Annotated in this window: 17 protein-coding genes; 5 read left to right on the forward strand and 12 right to left on the reverse strand. The window is 43.6% G+C overall.

Going from position 1 to position 17,480, the window contains the following annotated elements; all coding sequences use genetic code 11:
- Window positions 1-43 precede the first annotated feature (43 nt).
- From OIU26_RS13050 to OIU26_RS13060, 3 genes are all read right to left on the reverse strand, one after another.
- Complete coding sequence (locus OIU26_RS13050) at window positions 44-1,000, reverse strand: endo-1,4-beta-xylanase (protein WP_013373834.1); 957 nt, start codon at window positions 998-1,000, stop codon at window positions 44-46.
- A gap of 294 nt (window positions 1,001-1,294) precedes the next feature.
- A complete protein-coding gene (locus OIU26_RS13055; protein WP_264217066.1) occupies window positions 1,295-2,233 on the reverse strand; it encodes an alpha/beta hydrolase in 939 nt (312 codons plus the stop codon).
- A gap of 26 nt (window positions 2,234-2,259) precedes the next feature.
- Window positions 2,260-3,321: an LLM class flavin-dependent oxidoreductase gene (locus tag OIU26_RS13060; protein ID WP_013373836.1), complete on the reverse strand. Its 1,062-nt coding sequence runs from the start codon at window positions 3,319-3,321 to the stop codon at window positions 2,260-2,262.
- A 321-nt stretch (window positions 3,322-3,642) separates the two neighbouring features.
- Between OIU26_RS13060 and OIU26_RS13065 the strand changes: the two genes are divergently transcribed.
- Window positions 3,643-4,224, forward strand: coding sequence for a TetR/AcrR family transcriptional regulator (locus OIU26_RS13065; protein WP_264217067.1), 582 nt, complete (start codon window positions 3,643-3,645; stop codon window positions 4,222-4,224).
- A 146-nt stretch (window positions 4,225-4,370) separates the two neighbouring features.
- Here the strand turns inward: OIU26_RS13065 and OIU26_RS13070 are convergent, their stop codons facing one another.
- Window positions 4,371-4,781 carry a YjdF family protein gene (locus OIU26_RS13070; RefSeq protein ID WP_019689041.1) on the reverse strand — a complete coding sequence of 137 codons (411 nt, stop codon included), beginning with the start codon at window positions 4,779-4,781 and terminating at the stop codon, window positions 4,371-4,373.
- Between the two features lie 285 nt (window positions 4,782-5,066).
- Between OIU26_RS13070 and OIU26_RS13075 the strand changes: the two genes are divergently transcribed.
- Complete coding sequence (locus tag OIU26_RS13075) at window positions 5,067-6,512, forward strand: DEAD/DEAH box helicase (RefSeq protein WP_165082169.1); 1,446 nt, start codon at window positions 5,067-5,069, stop codon at window positions 6,510-6,512.
- Window positions 6,513-6,575: 63 nt separating this feature from the next.
- Here the strand turns inward: OIU26_RS13075 and OIU26_RS13080 are convergent, their stop codons facing one another.
- Window positions 6,576-7,367: an elongation factor G gene (locus OIU26_RS13080; RefSeq protein ID WP_264217068.1), complete on the reverse strand. Its 792-nt coding sequence runs from the start codon at window positions 7,365-7,367 to the stop codon at window positions 6,576-6,578.
- 271 nt (window positions 7,368-7,638) lie between these two features.
- Here OIU26_RS13080 and OIU26_RS13085 point away from each other — a divergent pair, with 271 nt between their 5' ends.
- Both OIU26_RS13085 and OIU26_RS13090 read left to right on the forward strand, forming a co-directional pair.
- Complete coding sequence (locus tag OIU26_RS13085) at window positions 7,639-8,229, forward strand: RNA polymerase sigma factor (RefSeq protein WP_090737581.1); 591 nt, start codon at window positions 7,639-7,641, stop codon at window positions 8,227-8,229.
- Window positions 8,190-9,254 (forward strand): DUF4367 domain-containing protein, encoded by a 1,065-nt coding sequence (locus tag OIU26_RS13090; protein WP_264217069.1) that lies wholly within the window; start codon window positions 8,190-8,192, stop codon window positions 9,252-9,254. Before OIU26_RS13085 ends, OIU26_RS13090 begins: the two co-directional genes overlap by 40 nt.
- Before the next feature lie 93 nt (window positions 9,255-9,347).
- Here the strand turns inward: OIU26_RS13090 and OIU26_RS13095 are convergent, their stop codons facing one another.
- The 5 genes from OIU26_RS13095 to OIU26_RS13115 all read right to left on the reverse strand — a co-directional run bounded on the left by OIU26_RS13095 (window position 9,348) and on the right by OIU26_RS13115 (window position 13,916).
- A complete protein-coding gene (locus OIU26_RS13095) occupies window positions 9,348-9,923 on the reverse strand; it encodes a histidine phosphatase family protein (RefSeq protein WP_013373844.1) in 576 nt (191 codons plus the stop codon).
- A 172-nt stretch (window positions 9,924-10,095) separates the two neighbouring features.
- Entirely contained in the window at window positions 10,096-10,806 is a 711-nt protein-coding gene (locus OIU26_RS13100) for an SDR family oxidoreductase (RefSeq protein WP_129548457.1), read from the reverse strand.
- 21 nt (window positions 10,807-10,827) lie between these two features.
- The gene (locus tag OIU26_RS13105; RefSeq protein ID WP_264217070.1) at window positions 10,828-11,388 is read right to left on the reverse strand and encodes an NAD(P)H-dependent oxidoreductase; all 561 of its coding nucleotides are present in this window, start codon (window positions 11,386-11,388) and stop codon (window positions 10,828-10,830) included.
- 80 nt (window positions 11,389-11,468) lie between these two features.
- Window positions 11,469-12,047: a TetR/AcrR family transcriptional regulator gene (locus OIU26_RS13110; protein WP_264217071.1), complete on the reverse strand. Its 579-nt coding sequence runs from the start codon at window positions 12,045-12,047 to the stop codon at window positions 11,469-11,471.
- A gap of 369 nt (window positions 12,048-12,416) precedes the next feature.
- Window positions 12,417-13,916, reverse strand: a complete 1,500-nt coding sequence (locus OIU26_RS13115; protein ID WP_264217072.1) for a malate:quinone oxidoreductase — start codon at window positions 13,914-13,916, stop codon at window positions 12,417-12,419.
- Window positions 13,917-14,471: 555 nt separating this feature from the next.
- Here OIU26_RS13115 and OIU26_RS13120 point away from each other — a divergent pair.
- Complete coding sequence (locus tag OIU26_RS13120) at window positions 14,472-14,819, forward strand: hypothetical protein (RefSeq protein ID WP_264217073.1); 348 nt, start codon at window positions 14,472-14,474, stop codon at window positions 14,817-14,819.
- 31 nt (window positions 14,820-14,850) lie between these two features.
- On the opposite strand, the gene OIU26_RS13125 is transcribed toward OIU26_RS13120, so the two are convergent.
- Window positions 14,851-16,428 (reverse strand): sigma-70 family RNA polymerase sigma factor, encoded by a 1,578-nt coding sequence (locus OIU26_RS13125; RefSeq protein WP_264217074.1) that lies wholly within the window; start codon window positions 16,426-16,428, stop codon window positions 14,851-14,853.
- A gap of 156 nt (window positions 16,429-16,584) precedes the next feature.
- The gene (locus OIU26_RS13130) at window positions 16,585-17,448 is read right to left on the reverse strand and encodes a hypothetical protein (protein ID WP_264217075.1); all 864 of its coding nucleotides are present in this window, start codon (window positions 17,446-17,448) and stop codon (window positions 16,585-16,587) included.
- Window positions 17,449-17,480 lie beyond the last annotated feature (32 nt).

Raw genomic sequence — 17,480 nt, forward strand, 5'->3', positions numbered from 1 at the left:
AGCAAAAGTCCGCATCTGTTGGGTTTTAAGTGCCACCTATAGCTTATCTCTTCAGATACTGTCTCAGCCATTGGAGCGCAGGGCGTTCCGTGCCGTTAGAGTTCAGCAGATGTGTACCATCTTTCCAAGTTTGTCCTTGGATATACCCCCAAAGCGTAACTCCCTTCACTGAGGGGTTTTGCCAAAGGACTGGAAACTTCTCTTTGTATCTGGCAAGTTGGGTGTTATCATCCCCAGTTATATCCAGTTCCGACACATAGATCGGTAACCCGGTCGCCGACAGCTTATTTAGTACAGTATTCATCGTGTTGACTGAGACGTTGTCCATACTGAAATGGTGGCATTGAATGCCAATACCGTCAATCAGGCCTCTACTCTTGAGCTGATTAATAATATTGACATATTGGTCGGCTAAAGAAGGGTCGTTGATAATACCATAATCATTTATATGCAGTTTGGCATTCGGGAAAGCTTGTCTAGCCTGTTGAAACGACCATATGACCCAATCCCATCCGGTCGACCCGTCACCACCAATGGCATTGCGGTAGGACGGCTTCTGATGCAACGGCTCATTCACCACATCTACAAACGCCGCATTCGGATAGCGCTGACCTGCTGCTTTAATCCACTGAGTCACTTCCGCTTTCTGATCAGCAGCCGACAGTCCTTTAACCCATCCTGGCTCCTGGGCACCCCATACCAACGTATGGAACTTGAACGGGAAACCATTGCTACGGGCATAATTGTAGGCGGTATCCGCCTGCGACCAGTTCATGTTGTTACGACTGCCTTCAACCGATTCCCACTTAGTCGAGTTCTCCGGCGTCACTTGATTCCAGTATGTCCCGTAACTAGGAGGGACACTGCCCGCAATGATATTCCCCAGAAATTTGCTTCCATTTGCCAGGCCAGCATCAGCCTGGTTGACCAGAACAGATGATAACAACACACCCGCCAACGCCAAACTGCTCACCAGCTTGCCCACTTTAGTTCTTAACATAAAATCTCCTCCTCACACGTATAATTTGATAATACTCTTCCTCAATAATTTAAGCGCTTACATTTCCAATTATAAGAATGAATAGTTGTTTTCTGCTACATGTGAAAGTATAGATTTTACCCGAAAAATCTTACATCATTGCAGAACAGCCACAACACGAATCCCAAACAACTCTGAAACGATAACAAAAGGCTGCTGCGAAAAGTGATATACTCCCTTCACAGTAGTAGGTTTTATTATTCAACCTGTCTATCTTCTTGGGAGCATATCACCTGAAGACCGCTCCTTAATTATTTAAGGATTAAGCGCTCTTGCAATCGCGTCTACATAACTTTGGCTGGCGCGTTGACTTACTTCTGCTTGAGGAACCATCCCTTCAAAATTGTGGAATGTGCCGGGATACAGATGAAATTCGACGTCAACGCCCGCTTGGGCAAGGCGTGCCACATATTCGATCGTCTCATCTCGGAATAGATCGAGCTGCCCTACGCACGTGTAGGTCGGCGGCAGACCAGCCAAGCTTTCTGCTCTCGACGGCACCGCATATGGGGAAACCTCGCTATCTTCGGTACGATTACCCAAGTACATGTTCCAGGCCGTCAAGTTGTTCTTCCGGCTCCATGGTGCATTATCGGCCGTAATTTCATGACTTGATGCCGTAACATTGCGGTCGTCGATCATCGGATATAGCGGCATTTGGAAGATAAGGGCTGGTCCGCCTTTGTCACGAGCCATTAAAGCAAGTGCTGCGGTTAGACCGCCACCCCCGCTTGCACCAGCAATTGCGACCCGGTCCAAGTCGATGCCCAGCAGCTCAGCTTCATCGGTCATCCACGTCAAAGCGGTATAACAGTCATCGATGGCAGCTGGGTAGGGGTGCTCGGGAGCAAGTCGATAATCGACCGATACGACGACGCAATTAGCCGCCTGCACGAAGCGTTCGCACAAAGCATCGTCCATATCAGGATGCCCCATTACATAGCCTCCCCCGTGAATCCACAGCATGGCCGGAAGCTTAACATCAGTTCGCTGGGCAGGTTCGTAGATTTTGACTAATATCTCGCCTGCAACGCTCGGAATCATCCGGCTTGTCGTGCGTACGTGTTCCGACTGCTCAATAGGCGGACTCGACAAATAACTTCTGCTCAGTTCTAAATTCTCCTCCAGTTGGAAACCGGGGAATTGTGCAATTACTGACCTTAGTTCTGGTAATAAACGATTTTCAAAATCCATGCGAATCACTCCTATGTTAGGTTATTTTATAGTCTTTTTTCCGTCTCCGCTTCCCACTTGGCTATTTCCTTCCGCACTCGGGGTGCTACCTCTGTTCCAAGTAGCTCAATGGCTCTCATCACCTCGGCATGCGGCATCGTGCTTAACGGAACATACAGCATAAAGCGTGTAACACCTACATGCTTGCGAAGATGAATGATCTTCTGGGCAACCGTCTCGGGATCGCCAACATACAGCGCACCTTCAAAGCTGCGCGCGGCATCGTAGCTGGAACGATCATAATGCGCCCAGCCTCGCTCCCTACCCAATCTATTCATACCTGCCATCGTAGAAGGGAAATATGTATCTGCCGCTTGCTCATTATTCTCTCCGACAAATCCTATCGAGTGCGACCCAACCCTAAGCTGCGATTCATCATGACCAGCGTGCGCTGCTGCTTTCTTATAAAGCTGGACAAGCGGTGCAAAATTTATCGGGTTTCCTCCAATGATCGCCAGCATCAAGGGCAGTCCTAACAGACCTGCACGAATAGCAGAATCCTGCCTTCCCCCGCTGCCTACCCATATTGGTAAAGGGTTCTGAACTGGCCGTGGATACACGCCCAAATTGTTAATGGCTGGCCGATGACCGCCCTTCCAGATTACCTTTTCGGACTCCCGTATTTTAAGGAGAAGTTCCAAATGTTGTTCAAACAGCTCATCATAGTCATCCAAGTCATAGCCGAACAGAGGAAAAGACTCAATAAAAGAACCCCGACCCGCCATAATCTCGGCACGTCCATTTGAAATACCATCCAGCGTAGCAAAGTCTTGAAAAACGCGCACCGGATCAGCTGAAGAAAGCACCGTCACTGCACTGGTTAGCCGAATCCGTTGTGTCTGCGCTGCAGCCGCGGACAGCACCATTGCTGGTGAAGATGCCGAATAATCCTTTCGATGATGCTCACCTACACCAAACACATCAAGTCCCACTTGATCAGCAAGGATAATTTCCTCGACAACTTCACGCAACCGCTGTGCGTGACTTATCACTTCGCCTGTCTGAACATCAGGCTTTGTCTCTACAAACGAGGTAATACCTATCTCCATGGTCTATCTCTCCCGTTCTAATAGCTTTCTTTGTGTGCCAATTGAATAACAATAAAATATCATACCAACCGGTATGTTATTTTCCCCAGTAAATATAACTCACAAAAAAGAATACTGTCAACAATCATAGTAAATCCACTTTGATTATTCTTTCATATTCACCTCCTCTTTTCGGGAAAGACCAACCTTCATTTGACAATTTTAAGGACTAATTATAAGATAATAACGTACCAATTGGTAATCAAATGAATGTCACTGAACATTATAATCAGATACATGGAGCCATTAAGAATAAAATCATGAGTAACGAGAGGTATTGTTATGGGACGAACCCGTGAATTTGACGAAGAGAAAGTTTTAGATGCAGCTATGCAAATATTTTGGGAAAAGGGATATGAAGCCACCTCATTAAGTGATTTAACTTCCAGAATGGAAATTCAACGCCCCAGTATATATTCCACTTTTGGGGGCAAAAAAGAATTGTTCGAAGCCGCGCTACGCAAATACACGATGTCCCGTGCTTCTTTAATCCGAACCAAACTTCAAAGCATTCCATCTGTAAAAGAAGCATTTCGTACTTTTTTTGAGGGTGTGGTTGAAGAGGAGTTTGCGGAAAATCCTAGAAAAGGATGCTTTTGCATTAATACAATGGTTGAACTTGCGCCCCATGATGAGAAGTTTGAAATTCTTACAAGGGAGCATCAAATGTACCTAGCAGTCATTTTTCAAGAAACCATTGAACGAGGGATACAATCAGGTGAGCTTGAGATCGGACTAGATGCGAAGGCTGTATCACAGGCATTAGTTGTATCGTTAATTGGTCTGACCGTCATGATAAAGTCTCGTCCAGAGCGATCATTTATTGATAATACAATAGAAGTAACACTGACACTGCTTAAGTAATTTGGAGTCATTCATTTTAGCGGATACCAATCTCTATACGACAGTTTAAAGGGCACCCAGTCGGGTGCCCTTTGTGTGTAACACATGTTTTCACATATGCCGAGATAAAACATGCGTTACAATTGCGGATAAGTATGGAGGTTTTATTAATGTCCGCGATGTTTTTCCTTCGCTTTTTTCTCCTTTAATTCCCTTATCCGTGCCTTCATAGATTCCCTTTGCTGTTTAGAGTAGGTACGTTTCTCCAACTTGCGCTTCTCATACTCTAACTTTAAAGCCTCTTGTGCGTTGGAAGAGACTCCCTTCCGCCTTAATTCATACGCTGCCTGCCTTGCTAGCCGCTTCGGATTGACCTTCTTCGTTTCAGACCACTTTATAGCCACCTCTTGTGAAAGCCGACTAACAAGTTCCCACATTTCCTCACGGATAAAATGGAGAATTTCTTCGTCTTTAGGCTCTGTCCCAAAAATGTACCTGGCCGCCTTCAATTTCCCTTGGTCCTGCTCCTCCACGACTCCAACCCAATACTGTCCATCATGATAAATCGTAAGCTTCATTTGAATCCCCCTCATTTTAAATCGAAACGATGGACATCCCGAGGGGGGAAGGTTACTGACATGGCACTCTTGCAATTATAGAGTCGTCCATGCGCCTGGACTACCAACCAGACTGTGTTTTTTCGTCTCAGAAAAAGTATAGTTGCCTTACTGGAAAACAGCAAGTTAATCGCTGATATGTATTAGAGTGTAGCTGGAATAGAGTATACTGGTTGAGTATAAGTTCGATACACGATGACATGATATATGTAATGGTACTTAAATACAGCGCAGAAGAGGTTGAGAATGAGTCAAAAGCATTTTGCAGATTACCCATTAAGTGAAGAAATTGTGAGGGCTCTGAATAGCCTGGGCTATGAGACGCCAACAGAAATTCAAACGGAGGTTATTCCCGTTGCGCTTGAGAAGAAGGATCTTGTGGCCAAATCGCAAACAGGCAGCGGCAAAACAGCAGCATATGGTATTCCACTTTGTGAGCTAGTAGATTGGAATGAGAATAAACCCCAAGCTTTAATTCTGACACCAACCCGTGAACTTGCATTACAGGTTACTGAAGACATCACGAATATTGGACGCTTTAAGCGGATAAAAGCAACGCCCCTTTATGGGAAACATCCTTTTCATATACAAAAGGCCGAGCTAAAACAAAGAACACATGTGGCTGTAGGTACGCCCGGACGTGTACTAGATCATATTGAACGAGGCACGCTATCCTTAAATCGAATTGCCTATCTCGTGATTGATGAAGCTGACGAGATGCTGAATATGGGCTTCATTGAGCAGGTTCAGTCGATTATTCAGGCACTGCCTAATGACCGGGTTACGATGTTGTTTTCCGCTACTTTTCCCGAAGATGTAGCCAAACTGTCACGTAAATATATGAACGATCCTGTGGAAATTGAGATTAAGGCGACAGGTGTAACCACAGCCACGATTGATCACTCTCTTATTCAGGTGCGGGAGGCGGACAAGCTGGCTCTGCTACAGGATCTGCTCATTGTTGAGAACCCTGACAGCTGCATCATTTTCTGTCGTACGCAGGAGCATGTAGATACACTATTCAGAGCATTGGCTGACCTCGAATATCCATGTGATCGCATCCATGGCGGCATGGAGCAAGATGAGCGATTTGAGGTAATGAACGCATTCAGAAGGGGACAATTCCGTTACTTGATCGCAACTGATGTAGCCGCCAGAGGGATTGATATCACGAATATCACCCATGTCATCAACTACGATATTCCCCTTGAAAAAGAAAGCTATGTTCATCGTACAGGACGTACAGGACGAGCTGGCAAAACGGGGAAAGCCATTACTCTAATCACTCCTAAAGATAGCAAGCGATTAGCTGATATCGAAGCATATATTGGATTTGCAATTCCGCAAATAAAGGCTCCCTCAGAAGAGGCTGTTGATCTTCACAGAGAAGATTTTGAGCGGAAACTACATGTAAAAACTGTACTCAAAAACGACAAGCGCGAGCAATTAAACCAACAAATTATGAAGCTCAATTTTAATGGCGGTAAGAAGAAAAAACTTAGAGCTGTCGACTTTGTGGGCACCATCGCTAAGCTGGATGGGGTAACGGCAGATGATATCGGGATCATTACGATTCTGGATAATGTGACAGATGTTGAGATTCTGAATGGCAAGGGCCCACTGGTGCTTGAGATTATGAAGAATACTACCGTAAAGGGCAAGCTTTTAAAGGTACGCAAAGGTCATAAGTAGAAGGTACGCTGTATAAAAAAGAGTGAGGCAATCCCGTTCAGTACGGCCGATGGCTTTCGTAAGCTATACAGGCGGGATGGCCGAGTTCATCTCTTGCTCCTCTAATTCATCTTTCCATTTATCGATATTATAAATCACTTTGAATTTCTCTTTTAACTGAGTAACATCTTCAACTGGCACATAGCTGTCCAATTCCATATGGAAGTCCGAAACATCTTTTTTTTGGTTATACATCTCTTTTGGAATATCAATGATTGTGGAAAGTATAGATTTAAATGATAATTTAAAATTATCTTCGTCCTCGTCGAGTATACATAGATTTTCTACCCCACTAAAAAAGGAATTTCCTTTAAAATATAGCTTGTTACAGGTCATATGGACCTGCATCAATGGTTCGCATATTTGCCAATCTGCCTCAAGCATAGCGGTTTCGAGCGATGCATGTGCTCCATTAATGTAATAATAATCTCGATAAAAACACATTGAACAAGAGGCCTTCATTATTTTAATTTTTGAATCTACAGCAGGATACCCTAATACAAAACCTTCAGCTAATAATTTCTTGGAGAAGTAATCCAACGATTTTACAAATAATTGGTATCCAAGCTCCTTACCTTCCTCATCGTCTTTATGACAGCAATAATGAATAATATCTTCTTTCACTTGTTTATTTTCATATTGATATCCCATTCCAGCCTCTAAATGATCAATATGAATTTCAACTCCTGCAAATAAGTCATTTAAACTTGTTATTCTGGAATGATTGCCTTTTAAATTTATATTCAAGTCAGCAGTACATTCTCTATAGAGTATACAGGTGTCTTTGATATCCAGTTTAATGTCTTGTCTTTTCATAAAATCAGCGATTTTCTTTAGATGCAAGTAATCCGTTCCTATAAAAACTATTTGGAATATCTTAATTTCATTTTACCATCCCCTCACTTCCACAATATACCTTTAACTCTATAAAACTAACCACGTGGGTGATAATTGTTCTGCTTTATCGTATTCTCTTAGAGAGTTGATAGAACACTTAAAAAAATTTTAGACAAAGTGTCCCTTTCGGTCATCTTCGTTTGTTATACTGATATAATTTTCTTTTTGATCAGAGGGGGTGCCTACATCTTTGAATGAGGAAATCGAGTACAGAATCAAACAAGTTCAAGCTGGCGAGATCCAGGATTACGCCTACATTGTAAAGGAGTATCAGCGTCAGATTTTTGTGTACTGCTGGAGGCTATTAGGAAGTGAGCAGGAGGCGGAAGAGGCTGTGCAGGATATTTTCGTCAATGCTTTTGAGAAAATTAGCAGGTACAAGCCGACAGTGGGCTTCTCCTCCTGGCTGTATAAAATGGCCTATCATCGCTGCCTGAACCTGATTCGCAGGAAGAATCTACAGCGCAAATTTAAACTTAGCCTGTTCACCTCAACTAACATGACTTCAGACAGTGCAGCACAGGTTATGGAACGTCAGCTTTTCAGTGAACCGCTGAGCCGGGCGTTGGACCAACTGAGCGCGGAGGAGCGTAACCTGCTGGTGCTGCGCATTTTTGAAGAGAGAACGTTTGGAGAAATCGGGGAAATCATGAACAAAAGCGAGGAAGCTATCAAGAAAAAATACGGCAGAACAAAAACAAAGCTCAAAAAAATAATGGAGCCCCTAAAGGAGGACCACAAATGCGTGAGTTACAAAACAGAACTCAAAAACAAAGCCTGAAATACACCGATCTGCAAGACAGGGGATTCAAAAATATGGACAAGCTAACCGAGCCAGAGAATGCCTTAAAAATCCAGGCTTTTGACGTCTCTGACAAAGTGATGGAACAGGTCTACCAAAAGGCGACGCCCAAAAAGGGGAATATAGGAAAAATCCATTTCCAGCCTCGCATCACCGTCCCCATCATGATTTTGCTTTTTGTTGTAGGTGCCTCTGTGACCGGATACGCAGCTTCACAATATCTTGAATTCCGCAACAGTAAGGGCGACGTTGTATTAAATACCGCCAAAACACCTGCCGAAACGGACGCCTCCAAAACGTATTCCTCCACCTACACACGGTGGAACGAAGAGGTGAAGAACCGTTTGCAACCAGGAGAGTATGCCGCTTATTACGTCAAAGACGATTCTATGAATCAAAACAACCTATCTAATCTGGCCCTGTTTGCGTACAAACCGGCAGAACTTTCAAGTTTCAACAGCTTACAAGATGAAATCAAGCGTACTGAGGCTCCATTATTCAGCAACCTCACTCATCTACCGGATGGCTATCAGTTTGAATTTGGATACGTCTATCCAATCGCTGCATATCCTGGGATGATGGATAAAAAGGAATATCGAGCTTTAACCGATAAACTGATGCAACAGGCCAAAGCTGCACCGAAGGGTGAAAATCTGTTTATTCAAAAGCTGAGATGGAACAAATCAGACTCCTCCTTTGCCCGGTATGCGAGAGGAAACGACTATGTAAACATTACCGTCACCAAATACACTCCTGAAGTCACAAAGACAACCATCATGCAAAATGAACAAGATTCGGCTGAGCAATTGACAATCAAAGGAACCAAGGTCTATTACATCAGGGCAAGTGAAGCAAGCAGGCCCTTGGAAGCAGGAAAAAACCGACTGGGATGGCTCGATGAAAAAAGACATTTACACTACAACATATCCGATAACCAGGACAGCCCGCTGACCAAAGATGATTTGGTTAAAATAGCTGAGGATTTGCTTAATGCTTCATCGTAATAGATGTTACAGAAAGGTTTTGAAGAGAGACTATCCTGTACTAAGGACGGTCTCTCTTTGAGCAACGTTTTCGTACCTATTTCTCTCGTAACATTACGGCGTATACCACAATCTTTTAACTTCTATTAACTCCTGACCGTTGAACTTCATTCTGTATACATCTGGTTTGGATGTGTGTAGTAGAAAATTCAAGTCGTACTGCTTGTCATAATACCCCATCATCAACGTCATTATCGCCCCATGAGTGCCTAATGCAACTTTCTGTCCTCGATAGGTTTTTAACAATTCTTTTAGAACTGCTATACTTCGGTTCTGACAAACCGTATTAGACTCTCCTCCCTGTAAAGCAAAGTTTGGATCAGAAAATGACTTATCTAACAAAGGAAATAATTCCGCATCGGGCATTCGGTGGTCTTCATTCAAAAAGATCCTTTCTTTAAGATCTTCGAATACCAAAACTTCTTGTCCTGAACGCCGAGCCAGCTCTTGAATGGTCAGAATTGCTCGTTGATATGGACTTGAAACGAAAACCTCGATCCCCTCTCCCTTCAATAATTCAGTTATTCGATAAGCATCTGATTTACCTTTATCCGTTAAACCTCTTGTTCTTTCATTTCCTTCCGTCTTTGGTGACTCGCCATGTCTCACCATGTAAATGAAAGTTTCCAAAATAGCCTCCTTAAAGGATATCGTTTTGTTCTCGTAATTCCTGAAACCTCCCATTAATTATAATTCTAGAGCAAATCTTTCGGTATGACCAATCAGTCTGCACTCACCATACACGAATTGATAATTGCTGTTACGATGTCATATAAATCTTTTTCTTTCAATAAATAAAGCTTTACCACGGAAGCTGATCATCCATGTAATAGAATCCGCCTGTTGGACCCTCTTCCGGCAGGGTTGCCAGTCGGATCGCCGTTTTTGCTCCATCCTCCACCGACAGCTCCGCCTTTTCCCCACCCATTTGCGTTTTGACTAAGCCGGGGTGTACGGAATTGACCTTCAGATGTGTCCCGCTATTTTTTTGCGCCCAGTAGGCCGTCAGCATATTCAAAGCTGCTTTAGATGCCGCATAAGCCGGGGTAGCAAGACGCTGCACCCGTTCATTGGTCAACTGGAACTGAATCGAGCCTATAGCGCTGCTTTGGTTGACGATTCTGCCTGCTTTGCTCTTTAGCAGTAACGGCAACAGTGCTTCGGTAATCAAATAGGGTGCGAACGTGTTCACCTCAAAAGTATCTCTGAAAGCATCCCCGTCATAACCCGCTTTTTCTGCCAAAATGCCCGCATTGTTGACCAATATGTCCAGCCGTCCGTAAGTATCTTCGATGAATTGGGCCAATTCTGCGATATGTGCAGAATTCGTCACCTCGAGCTTCACGCCGACTGCCTGAATGCCTTCTTGCAACAACCCGGCGGCTGCTTCATCTGCTGCTGTTTTCGTACGTGCAGCGACTAATACCGTTATACCTTGCTGCCCCAGTTGTCTAGCAACCTCCAGTCCGATTCCTTTGCTTGCTCCGGTAATTAATGCGATTTTATTTGTCATGATTCATTTCCTCCTCGTTTTTTATTTATTGATTGTGATCAAATCAGACGTTTGGACATGACGCACGGTCGCCAGATGCTGAACATATGCAGCCTGGCTCGCGGTAATCTGCTCATCCGTCACATGGTTCGCATTATGGATAGCAAAAGGCGGCAGATAGTGGGCACTCACATAGTTAGCCAGCGCCTCCATCGGCTTCGCGATATCCCGAATCGTGAACAGGTTGTAGCCGCCGGGCTGATACGAGGCGGCAGTTCCTGCCGTCGAGATGGCGATGCCGATTTCCTTACCTTTCAAATGCTCTCCGTCGGGACCAAACGCCCAGCCAAATGCCAGCACTTCATCGAACCACTGCTTTAACAAAGGCGGTGTACTATACCAATAGAGCGGGTACTGGAAAATGATTCGGTCATGGCTGTCCAGCAAAGCCTGTTCATGGGTGATATTAATCTGATGATCAGGATAGGCTTCATACAGCACATGTACGGTCGTTTCAGGCTGCTGCCTCATGGTTTCCGTCCAGGCTCGATTAACTCGGGAACTTTGCAAATCCGGGTGAGCAACGATGATTAATGTTTTCATACTAACTCTCCTTTGTTATTTCAAAGTTTACGAGAACGATCGTTCTAAAATTGTGAAAAAAATTTGTTTTCAGTTATCGTCTATGTCTCTAAAATACGTAGATTTAACTCAGCAATCCGTTGCAGCTTTTCTTTTGGAACAGAAGTCCGCACCATAACCCTAAGCCCCGCTAAGGCATTTTGCAGATATTCAGCCAACTCCTTCACTTCGTACTGTTGTGTAAACTCGCCGTTCTGCTGTCCCCACGTTACGATTTCTGCAAGCATTTTCTCCGATTTTGTAAAGGCCTTCGTCGCTATCTCGTCAATGTCCTCATCCCGAATCGCTAATTCAACAGCCGAATTCACGAACATGCAGCCGGGCGGTACGTCCTCTTCACCGTTAATGATGGAGTCAAAAATGAACTGAAGTGCCTGCTTAGCCGTCCGAGATTGCTTGATGCCTGCTGCCCACCTACCGTTAATGCGTTCTCCGAATCGGTCCATCACTTTGAGGAACAAGGTGTGCTTGTCGGTAAAGGTATCATAGATACTTCTTCGATGAATCCCCATATGTTCAACAAGATCATTCATCGAGGTTTTCTCATACCCCTGCTCCCAGAACAGCTTCATGGCCTTTTCCAGAACAGCGTTTTCTTCAAATTCTTTGCTCCTGGCCATTCTATCTACCCCCTGACCATTTGGAATATGTCTGGATTAAATGGATCGACCTTTTGGAAACGATCGTTCTACATTAGTCACCACATATGTTTTTCTTCTCTGTCTGGCTTTATCCTAACATATTGGGAACGATCGGTAAAGAATTATTTTTTTCTCTTTATTGTCCGTCCATAGTTACTGTAATCACCATCGCACACACTAATAAACACCGAAGCATTACATAGGATTTGCACTCGAAGGCAAGCATATTAGCGGTGGGGAGATCCCCACCGCTTCAGATTGTTACTTATGCGACTTGAATACGTATCGTAAGATTACTGTGCAATTTATTACAATAATTTGAATGATCGAGTTACTAGCCATGTAAAATTAATGATGCAGCGGTTCTTTTTCGCCCAGACCCAGCACCTCTGTAGTGGTATTATAAATTTCTTGGTAAAGCTCTGGGTTTTCAGCTAGTGACATCCCATAAGAAGGGATCATCTCTTTTATTTTCGGTTCCCACTCGTCCATATGCTGTGGGAAGCATTTTTCTAATACTTCCAGCATAACGTGCACAGCAGTGGAAGCGCCCGGAGAAGCACCGAGCAATGCAGCTACCGAGCCGTCAGCCGAACTCACCACTTCCGTACCAAATTGAAGGGTTCCTTTACCGCCCTCCGTATCTTTGATCACTTGCACACGTTGGCCAGCCACCACGATCTCCCAGTCCTCGATTTTAGCGTTTGGAATAAACTCACGTAATTCTTCCAGGCGTTTTTCATTCGATAGCATCACTTGCTGGATCAGGTATTTGGTCAATGCCATTTCTTTGGCCCCTGCCGCCAACATCGTAATGAGGTTATTGGGTTTTACGGAACCAATCAGGTCCAAGTTTGAACCCGTTTTCAAGAACTTTGGTGAGAAGCCGGCAAACGGGCCAAACAGCAGTGCTTTTTGGTTACCGATGTATCTTGTATCCAGATGCGGGACAGACATGGGAGGAGCACCAACCTTCGCTTTACCGTATACTTTTGCATGATGTTGGGCGACCACTTTAGGATTGTTACATACCATAAATAGTCCACTTACCGGGAATCCCCCGATATATTTGGACTCAGGAATGCCGGTTCTTTGCAGTAAAGGTAGACTTCCGCCACCACCACCGATAAAAACGAATTTGGCAGTATGATATTCGATTTTTCCGTTATCCAGATTATGCACTTTGACTCTCCACGAGCCGTCGCTCGTACGTTTAATATCCCTTACACTATGCTTGTATTTAATCTCGACATTTTTGCTTTTTAAATGGTCAAACAACATGCGTGTTAAAGCACCAAAGTTGACATCTGTTCCAGAGTCGATTTTGGTTGCCGCAATCGGTTCATTCAATGTACGACCTTCCATAATCAGCGGAATCCATTCCTTTAGCTTTTCAGGGTCATCGGAAAATTCCATGCCTTGAAACAGGGAAACACTTGAAAGCGCTTTAAAGCGTTTTTTTAAAAAAGATACGTTTTTTTCACCCATTACCAAACTCATATGGGGTATTGGCCTGATAAAGTCCTGTGGATTACGAATCAAATTACTGTTGACAAGAAAAGACCAAAACTGTCTTGAGAGCTGAAACTGTTCGTTGATATTAACCGCTTTACGAATATCTACGGATCCGTCTGATTTTTCGGATGTGTAGTTCAGCTCGCACAGTGCAGCATGACCCGTGCCTGCATTATTCCATTCGTTAGAGCTTTCTTCTCCTGCACTTGCCAGTTTCTCAAACACTTTAATTTCCCATTCCGGTGCTAACTCTTTCAGCAATGATCCCAGAGTCGCGCTCATGACCCCGGCACCAATTAAGATAACGTCTGTATTTTTCTGAATACTATTCATAAAAACCTTCCTTATCTCTTATATTTGCAAAAAAGAGCAGGCCCTCCTGCTTAACTGACTCAAGAAGCAAGGCTCCACTCAGGAACATACCTTTTCTATCTCCATTATAACTTAAATATAATCATTTAAAAATTATATCTACTTTTATCTGATAATTATAAATCATTTCTGCTAAAAAGTGAGAATTTTCTTCGCGAAAATAAGAATTGAACTCAGTTTTTTTATAAGAAACATAGCTGATTTTGTTACTCCCGTGGATTACAGCTTCCCAATAATTAAATCAACAGTTCATGTATATGAATAACCAGGAATTGTTATGTAGGATTTCAAGAATTAACACGTGATTCATCTAGGGCCTGTACGCCAACTGTACAATGCGTAGAAATCAAGTAAAATAAGGGACAGGTGGCGAAGATCCCCCATGACCTAGACTATTTTTGAAACATTTTCTTTTTGTCAGGTAAGAACGGCTTCCGGACTGAAATGCTAAAGAAGCAGAATCCGCAATGATTCTGCCATCCTTGTAGGAATGGAGACTAGAGTGCTATGAGGAGAATGGTAGTTAGTGGAAATACGTATTTGTGGAATTATAGAACGGTCAGAGATATTTACTGTAGATCCAAGTTGACTATTATTTCTGAAAATAAAGATATAAAATTTATAATTCTGTTTACTACTAAAGATACAATTGTCACTGGTAGCCCTTTGAATGAGGGATTACGGGTGATGAAAGAGGGTAAACAATATTCTATTAATCTTAACCAACCTAAGTATGTTGCTGAAGTGTTGCAGTATATACTTGGTATGGAGTTAGATGTGACAGTGAAGAAAGTGCATGAGCTAAATGGTAATGAATTGTTGGTTAGTATGGGGTATCAGGATGTGACCGGGCTTTTGATATAAACTAAGCCCGCTCTACATCCAGAACTTGTTGTCATTTATGATACGGTTCCGTATACACCAACTGGTTTCTCTCTGAATCCCAGCGCCATGCTAAATCACCTTGCAGCCACAAGCCGCCATACCACTCGTCTATTCCCTTCATCTTCACCCAGTCATGTGCCCCCGCCGTTATATTTCTCCCTACTTCCGTTAATGCAACAACACATTGGTCAAAGGATGGAGTTGTTTTCTTTTGATGATCAGGAATTGAGTGGGGCCCTTGAATCTCTAATAGTGCATGTGGTTGTTCCGACATATTCCTTAAACGATACCAAAACTCCAAATCACCCATTCCTAGACCACTCATTCGGTTCCCGATCTGCTTAAACAGCTCTTGTGGAGAGTTCACTCCTTGCTGGATGAGTTCCAGGGTTGTCTGCTCTACGATGCCCAGCCCATTCATGGTGGAAGGTAGACGAGATAGGTGCAGTTCAAGTGCCACATGAGCAAAAGGCAGGGCAGATGTGTCTTCATGCAAAATGTCAGTATGCCGCGTTATATCCGGGGAAGTATATGCCTCCCAGATTTTTTTGCCCGTCTCAAGCTCCTGCTGACCGATCTGCTGCCACGTGCCTGACAATTTTTCTAACTGCTTCGTTGTAAACTGTCCCAAACCCCTAAACGGATCAATACCTGGGTAGTTGCCGATACACAGCAAGCTCAGTTTGGTTTGACCTAGGGTCTGCGTCGAAAACCAGTGCAACAAGTAGCTTAGCATCAGCTGGTCGAACAAATCGTGCTCGAACCATAGCACGACTTCGTCATACTTATGAAAGTTATGCAGAACCTGCTCCTGAGTCTTGCAATTGGACACATAGTCTTCCCCTGGGATACCGAGAGTTTTCTCTAAATATTCCACTCTAGCTGCTCTCGATGAGTGCTCACTCATTTCAAGGGAAACTGGACCTACCGGATACACTTCTCTCCAGACCAAGATATCTCCACGAATGTTCCCTTTCCTCAGCTTGTCACCGACATGATCTCCGTTAACTATATGTAGCACTGACTCTCCTCCTTCATAAATATCGTTAAACATGGATACAAAGTCGGTGACAAGTAGCGAAGCTCTCAGCTTATTGCGGGCATCAAACAACCGTTTTTTCAGCACGGATGGAGATACGCTTAGATAGCTTGATATTTCACCGATCGAATACCCCTGAAAATAGTATAGCTGAACTGCCAGTTTTAACTTGTTAGATAAACCCTCGACGGATTGATGGAGCTTTTGATGCCATTCCCTTCTCTCTGCGATAAGTTCCACATCATATTTCTCTACATCCATTACTATAGCTTCGTCCAACGGCATCATCGTGGGCTTCTTCCGGCGCAGAAGACGATGACATTGGCGTTCGACGATGATCTTGAACCATCCAGGGAATGCCTCTGCTTCCTGTAATTTATGGAGATTGGCAAAGGCCTCAGCGAACGCCTCCTGAACTGTATCCTCAACCAGACCCCAATCCCCCAACCTCGTATATGCTACTGAAAAAGCCATCCCACTGAAATGCTGTACAATTTGCTCCCATGCGATTTGATCGCCTAGCCGAGCTTCCTCAATCCAACGCTGCACCTCTTGCACCTCCTCTGTATGTAAATTCTATATATAAGTGCCAGTATTGCTGCAAATGGTTACTTTGTTACGATTGTGGTTGTGAAAAACTTATAGCAAGTTTAGAGCCATCCCTTATAGGATGGCCCTCTCTAATTAAACTATCGTTTCCCGGGATTATAAACACTTCATCATGATGTTCGAAACAGTCCGTTGTTGATTTTCCCAATCATAATCGGAGTTTTCAATTATAAAAGATTGAAAAGGAAGCTGCTCAATAATGCGCAATTCTAGCTCTCGTCGATGCTCAAGGAACTGGATATATCCTTCGTATCCGTGCAATCCCTTATTCTTTCCATAATCCTGCTCCGTATGGTACCAAATCGCAAAATCTAGCCACTCTTGAGACCTCATCGTTTTCACTCGTTCAATCGTCTCACGAACATTAGGTTGCTTCAAATAAAACAAAATTGGATTTAGGTCCTGAATTTGTCCCGCAATCTGTAATACATGCTGAATAAATCGATCATTTCCAGCATCATGTCGAGCGAGTAATGCACACCCTGGGTTCTGTAAAAAACAACATTCAAGTATGACTAGCTTATCCTTTTCTCGCTGTTCTTTAGCAAAAGAACTCCAACGTTGAACCATCAACTCGCAATATTTTTCTACGGGTATTCCATCGTAAATTTCATAGCGCCTGATTTCCTCATACAAACTAGAGGGAATTTGATTTTGGGCTGATTGCTGCGCAAGCGCGTATGCGATTAAAGAGTCGTTACCGTTTAGAGATACAAACGGATCAATATCATGAAATACATCGGCATAGCTAGACCGGAGCCTATCAAGTTCCTCATTCGGTACACATGCAACCGATTCATAATCAGCGGGATGTCGTAAGTTCCCTTCTAAAAATAGCTCTGATTCTATTCGATGCGTGTTTAAGGTGTCCTGTATATATTGGGATAATGTAGATTTTCCAGAGCCAGGTATACCTTCAACCATAACCAATTTTGTTGCCGCAGATGGTAAATTCGCCATAGTATCACATCCTCATGAATTAAAAATCCTCT

The organism is Paenibacillus sp. BT-177, from assembly GCF_025846815.2.
GTDB lineage: Bacteria > Bacillota > Bacilli > Paenibacillales > Paenibacillaceae > Paenibacillus > Paenibacillus polymyxa_C.

Coding starts and splice junctions, on each gene's coding strand:
- OIU26_RS13050 (WP_013373834.1), bottom strand. CDS start 1,000: ATGTTAAGAACTAAAGTGGGCAAGCTGGTGAGCAGTTTGGCGTTGGCG.
- OIU26_RS13055 (WP_264217066.1), bottom strand. CDS start 2,233: ATGGATTTTGAAAATCGTTTATTACCAGAACTAAGGTCAGTAATTGCA.
- OIU26_RS13060 (WP_013373836.1), bottom strand. CDS start 3,321: ATGGAGATAGGTATTACCTCGTTTGTAGAGACAAAGCCTGATGTTCAG.
- OIU26_RS13065 (WP_264217067.1), top strand. CDS start 3,643: ATGGGACGAACCCGTGAATTTGACGAAGAGAAAGTTTTAGATGCAGCT.
- OIU26_RS13070 (WP_019689041.1), bottom strand. CDS start 4,781: ATGAAGCTTACGATTTATCATGATGGACAGTATTGGGTTGGAGTCGTG.
- OIU26_RS13075 (WP_165082169.1), top strand. CDS start 5,067: ATGAGTCAAAAGCATTTTGCAGATTACCCATTAAGTGAAGAAATTGTG.
- OIU26_RS13080 (WP_264217068.1), bottom strand. CDS start 7,367: ATGAAAAGACAAGACATTAAACTGGATATCAAAGACACCTGTATACTC.
- OIU26_RS13090 (WP_264217069.1), top strand. CDS start 8,190: ATGCGTGAGTTACAAAACAGAACTCAAAAACAAAGCCTGAAATACACC.
- OIU26_RS13100 (WP_129548457.1), bottom strand. CDS start 10,806: ATGACAAATAAAATCGCATTAATTACCGGAGCAAGCAAAGGAATCGGA.
- OIU26_RS13105 (WP_264217070.1), bottom strand. CDS start 11,388: ATGAAAACATTAATCATCGTTGCTCACCCGGATTTGCAAAGTTCCCGA.
- OIU26_RS13110 (WP_264217071.1), bottom strand. CDS start 12,047: ATGGCCAGGAGCAAAGAATTTGAAGAAAACGCTGTTCTGGAAAAGGCC.
- OIU26_RS13115 (WP_264217072.1), bottom strand. CDS start 13,916: ATGAATAGTATTCAGAAAAATACAGACGTTATCTTAATTGGTGCCGGG.
- OIU26_RS13120 (WP_264217073.1), top strand. CDS start 14,472: ATGGTAGTTAGTGGAAATACGTATTTGTGGAATTATAGAACGGTCAGA.
- OIU26_RS13130 (WP_264217075.1), bottom strand. CDS start 17,448: ATGGCGAATTTACCATCTGCGGCAACAAAATTGGTTATGGTTGAAGGT.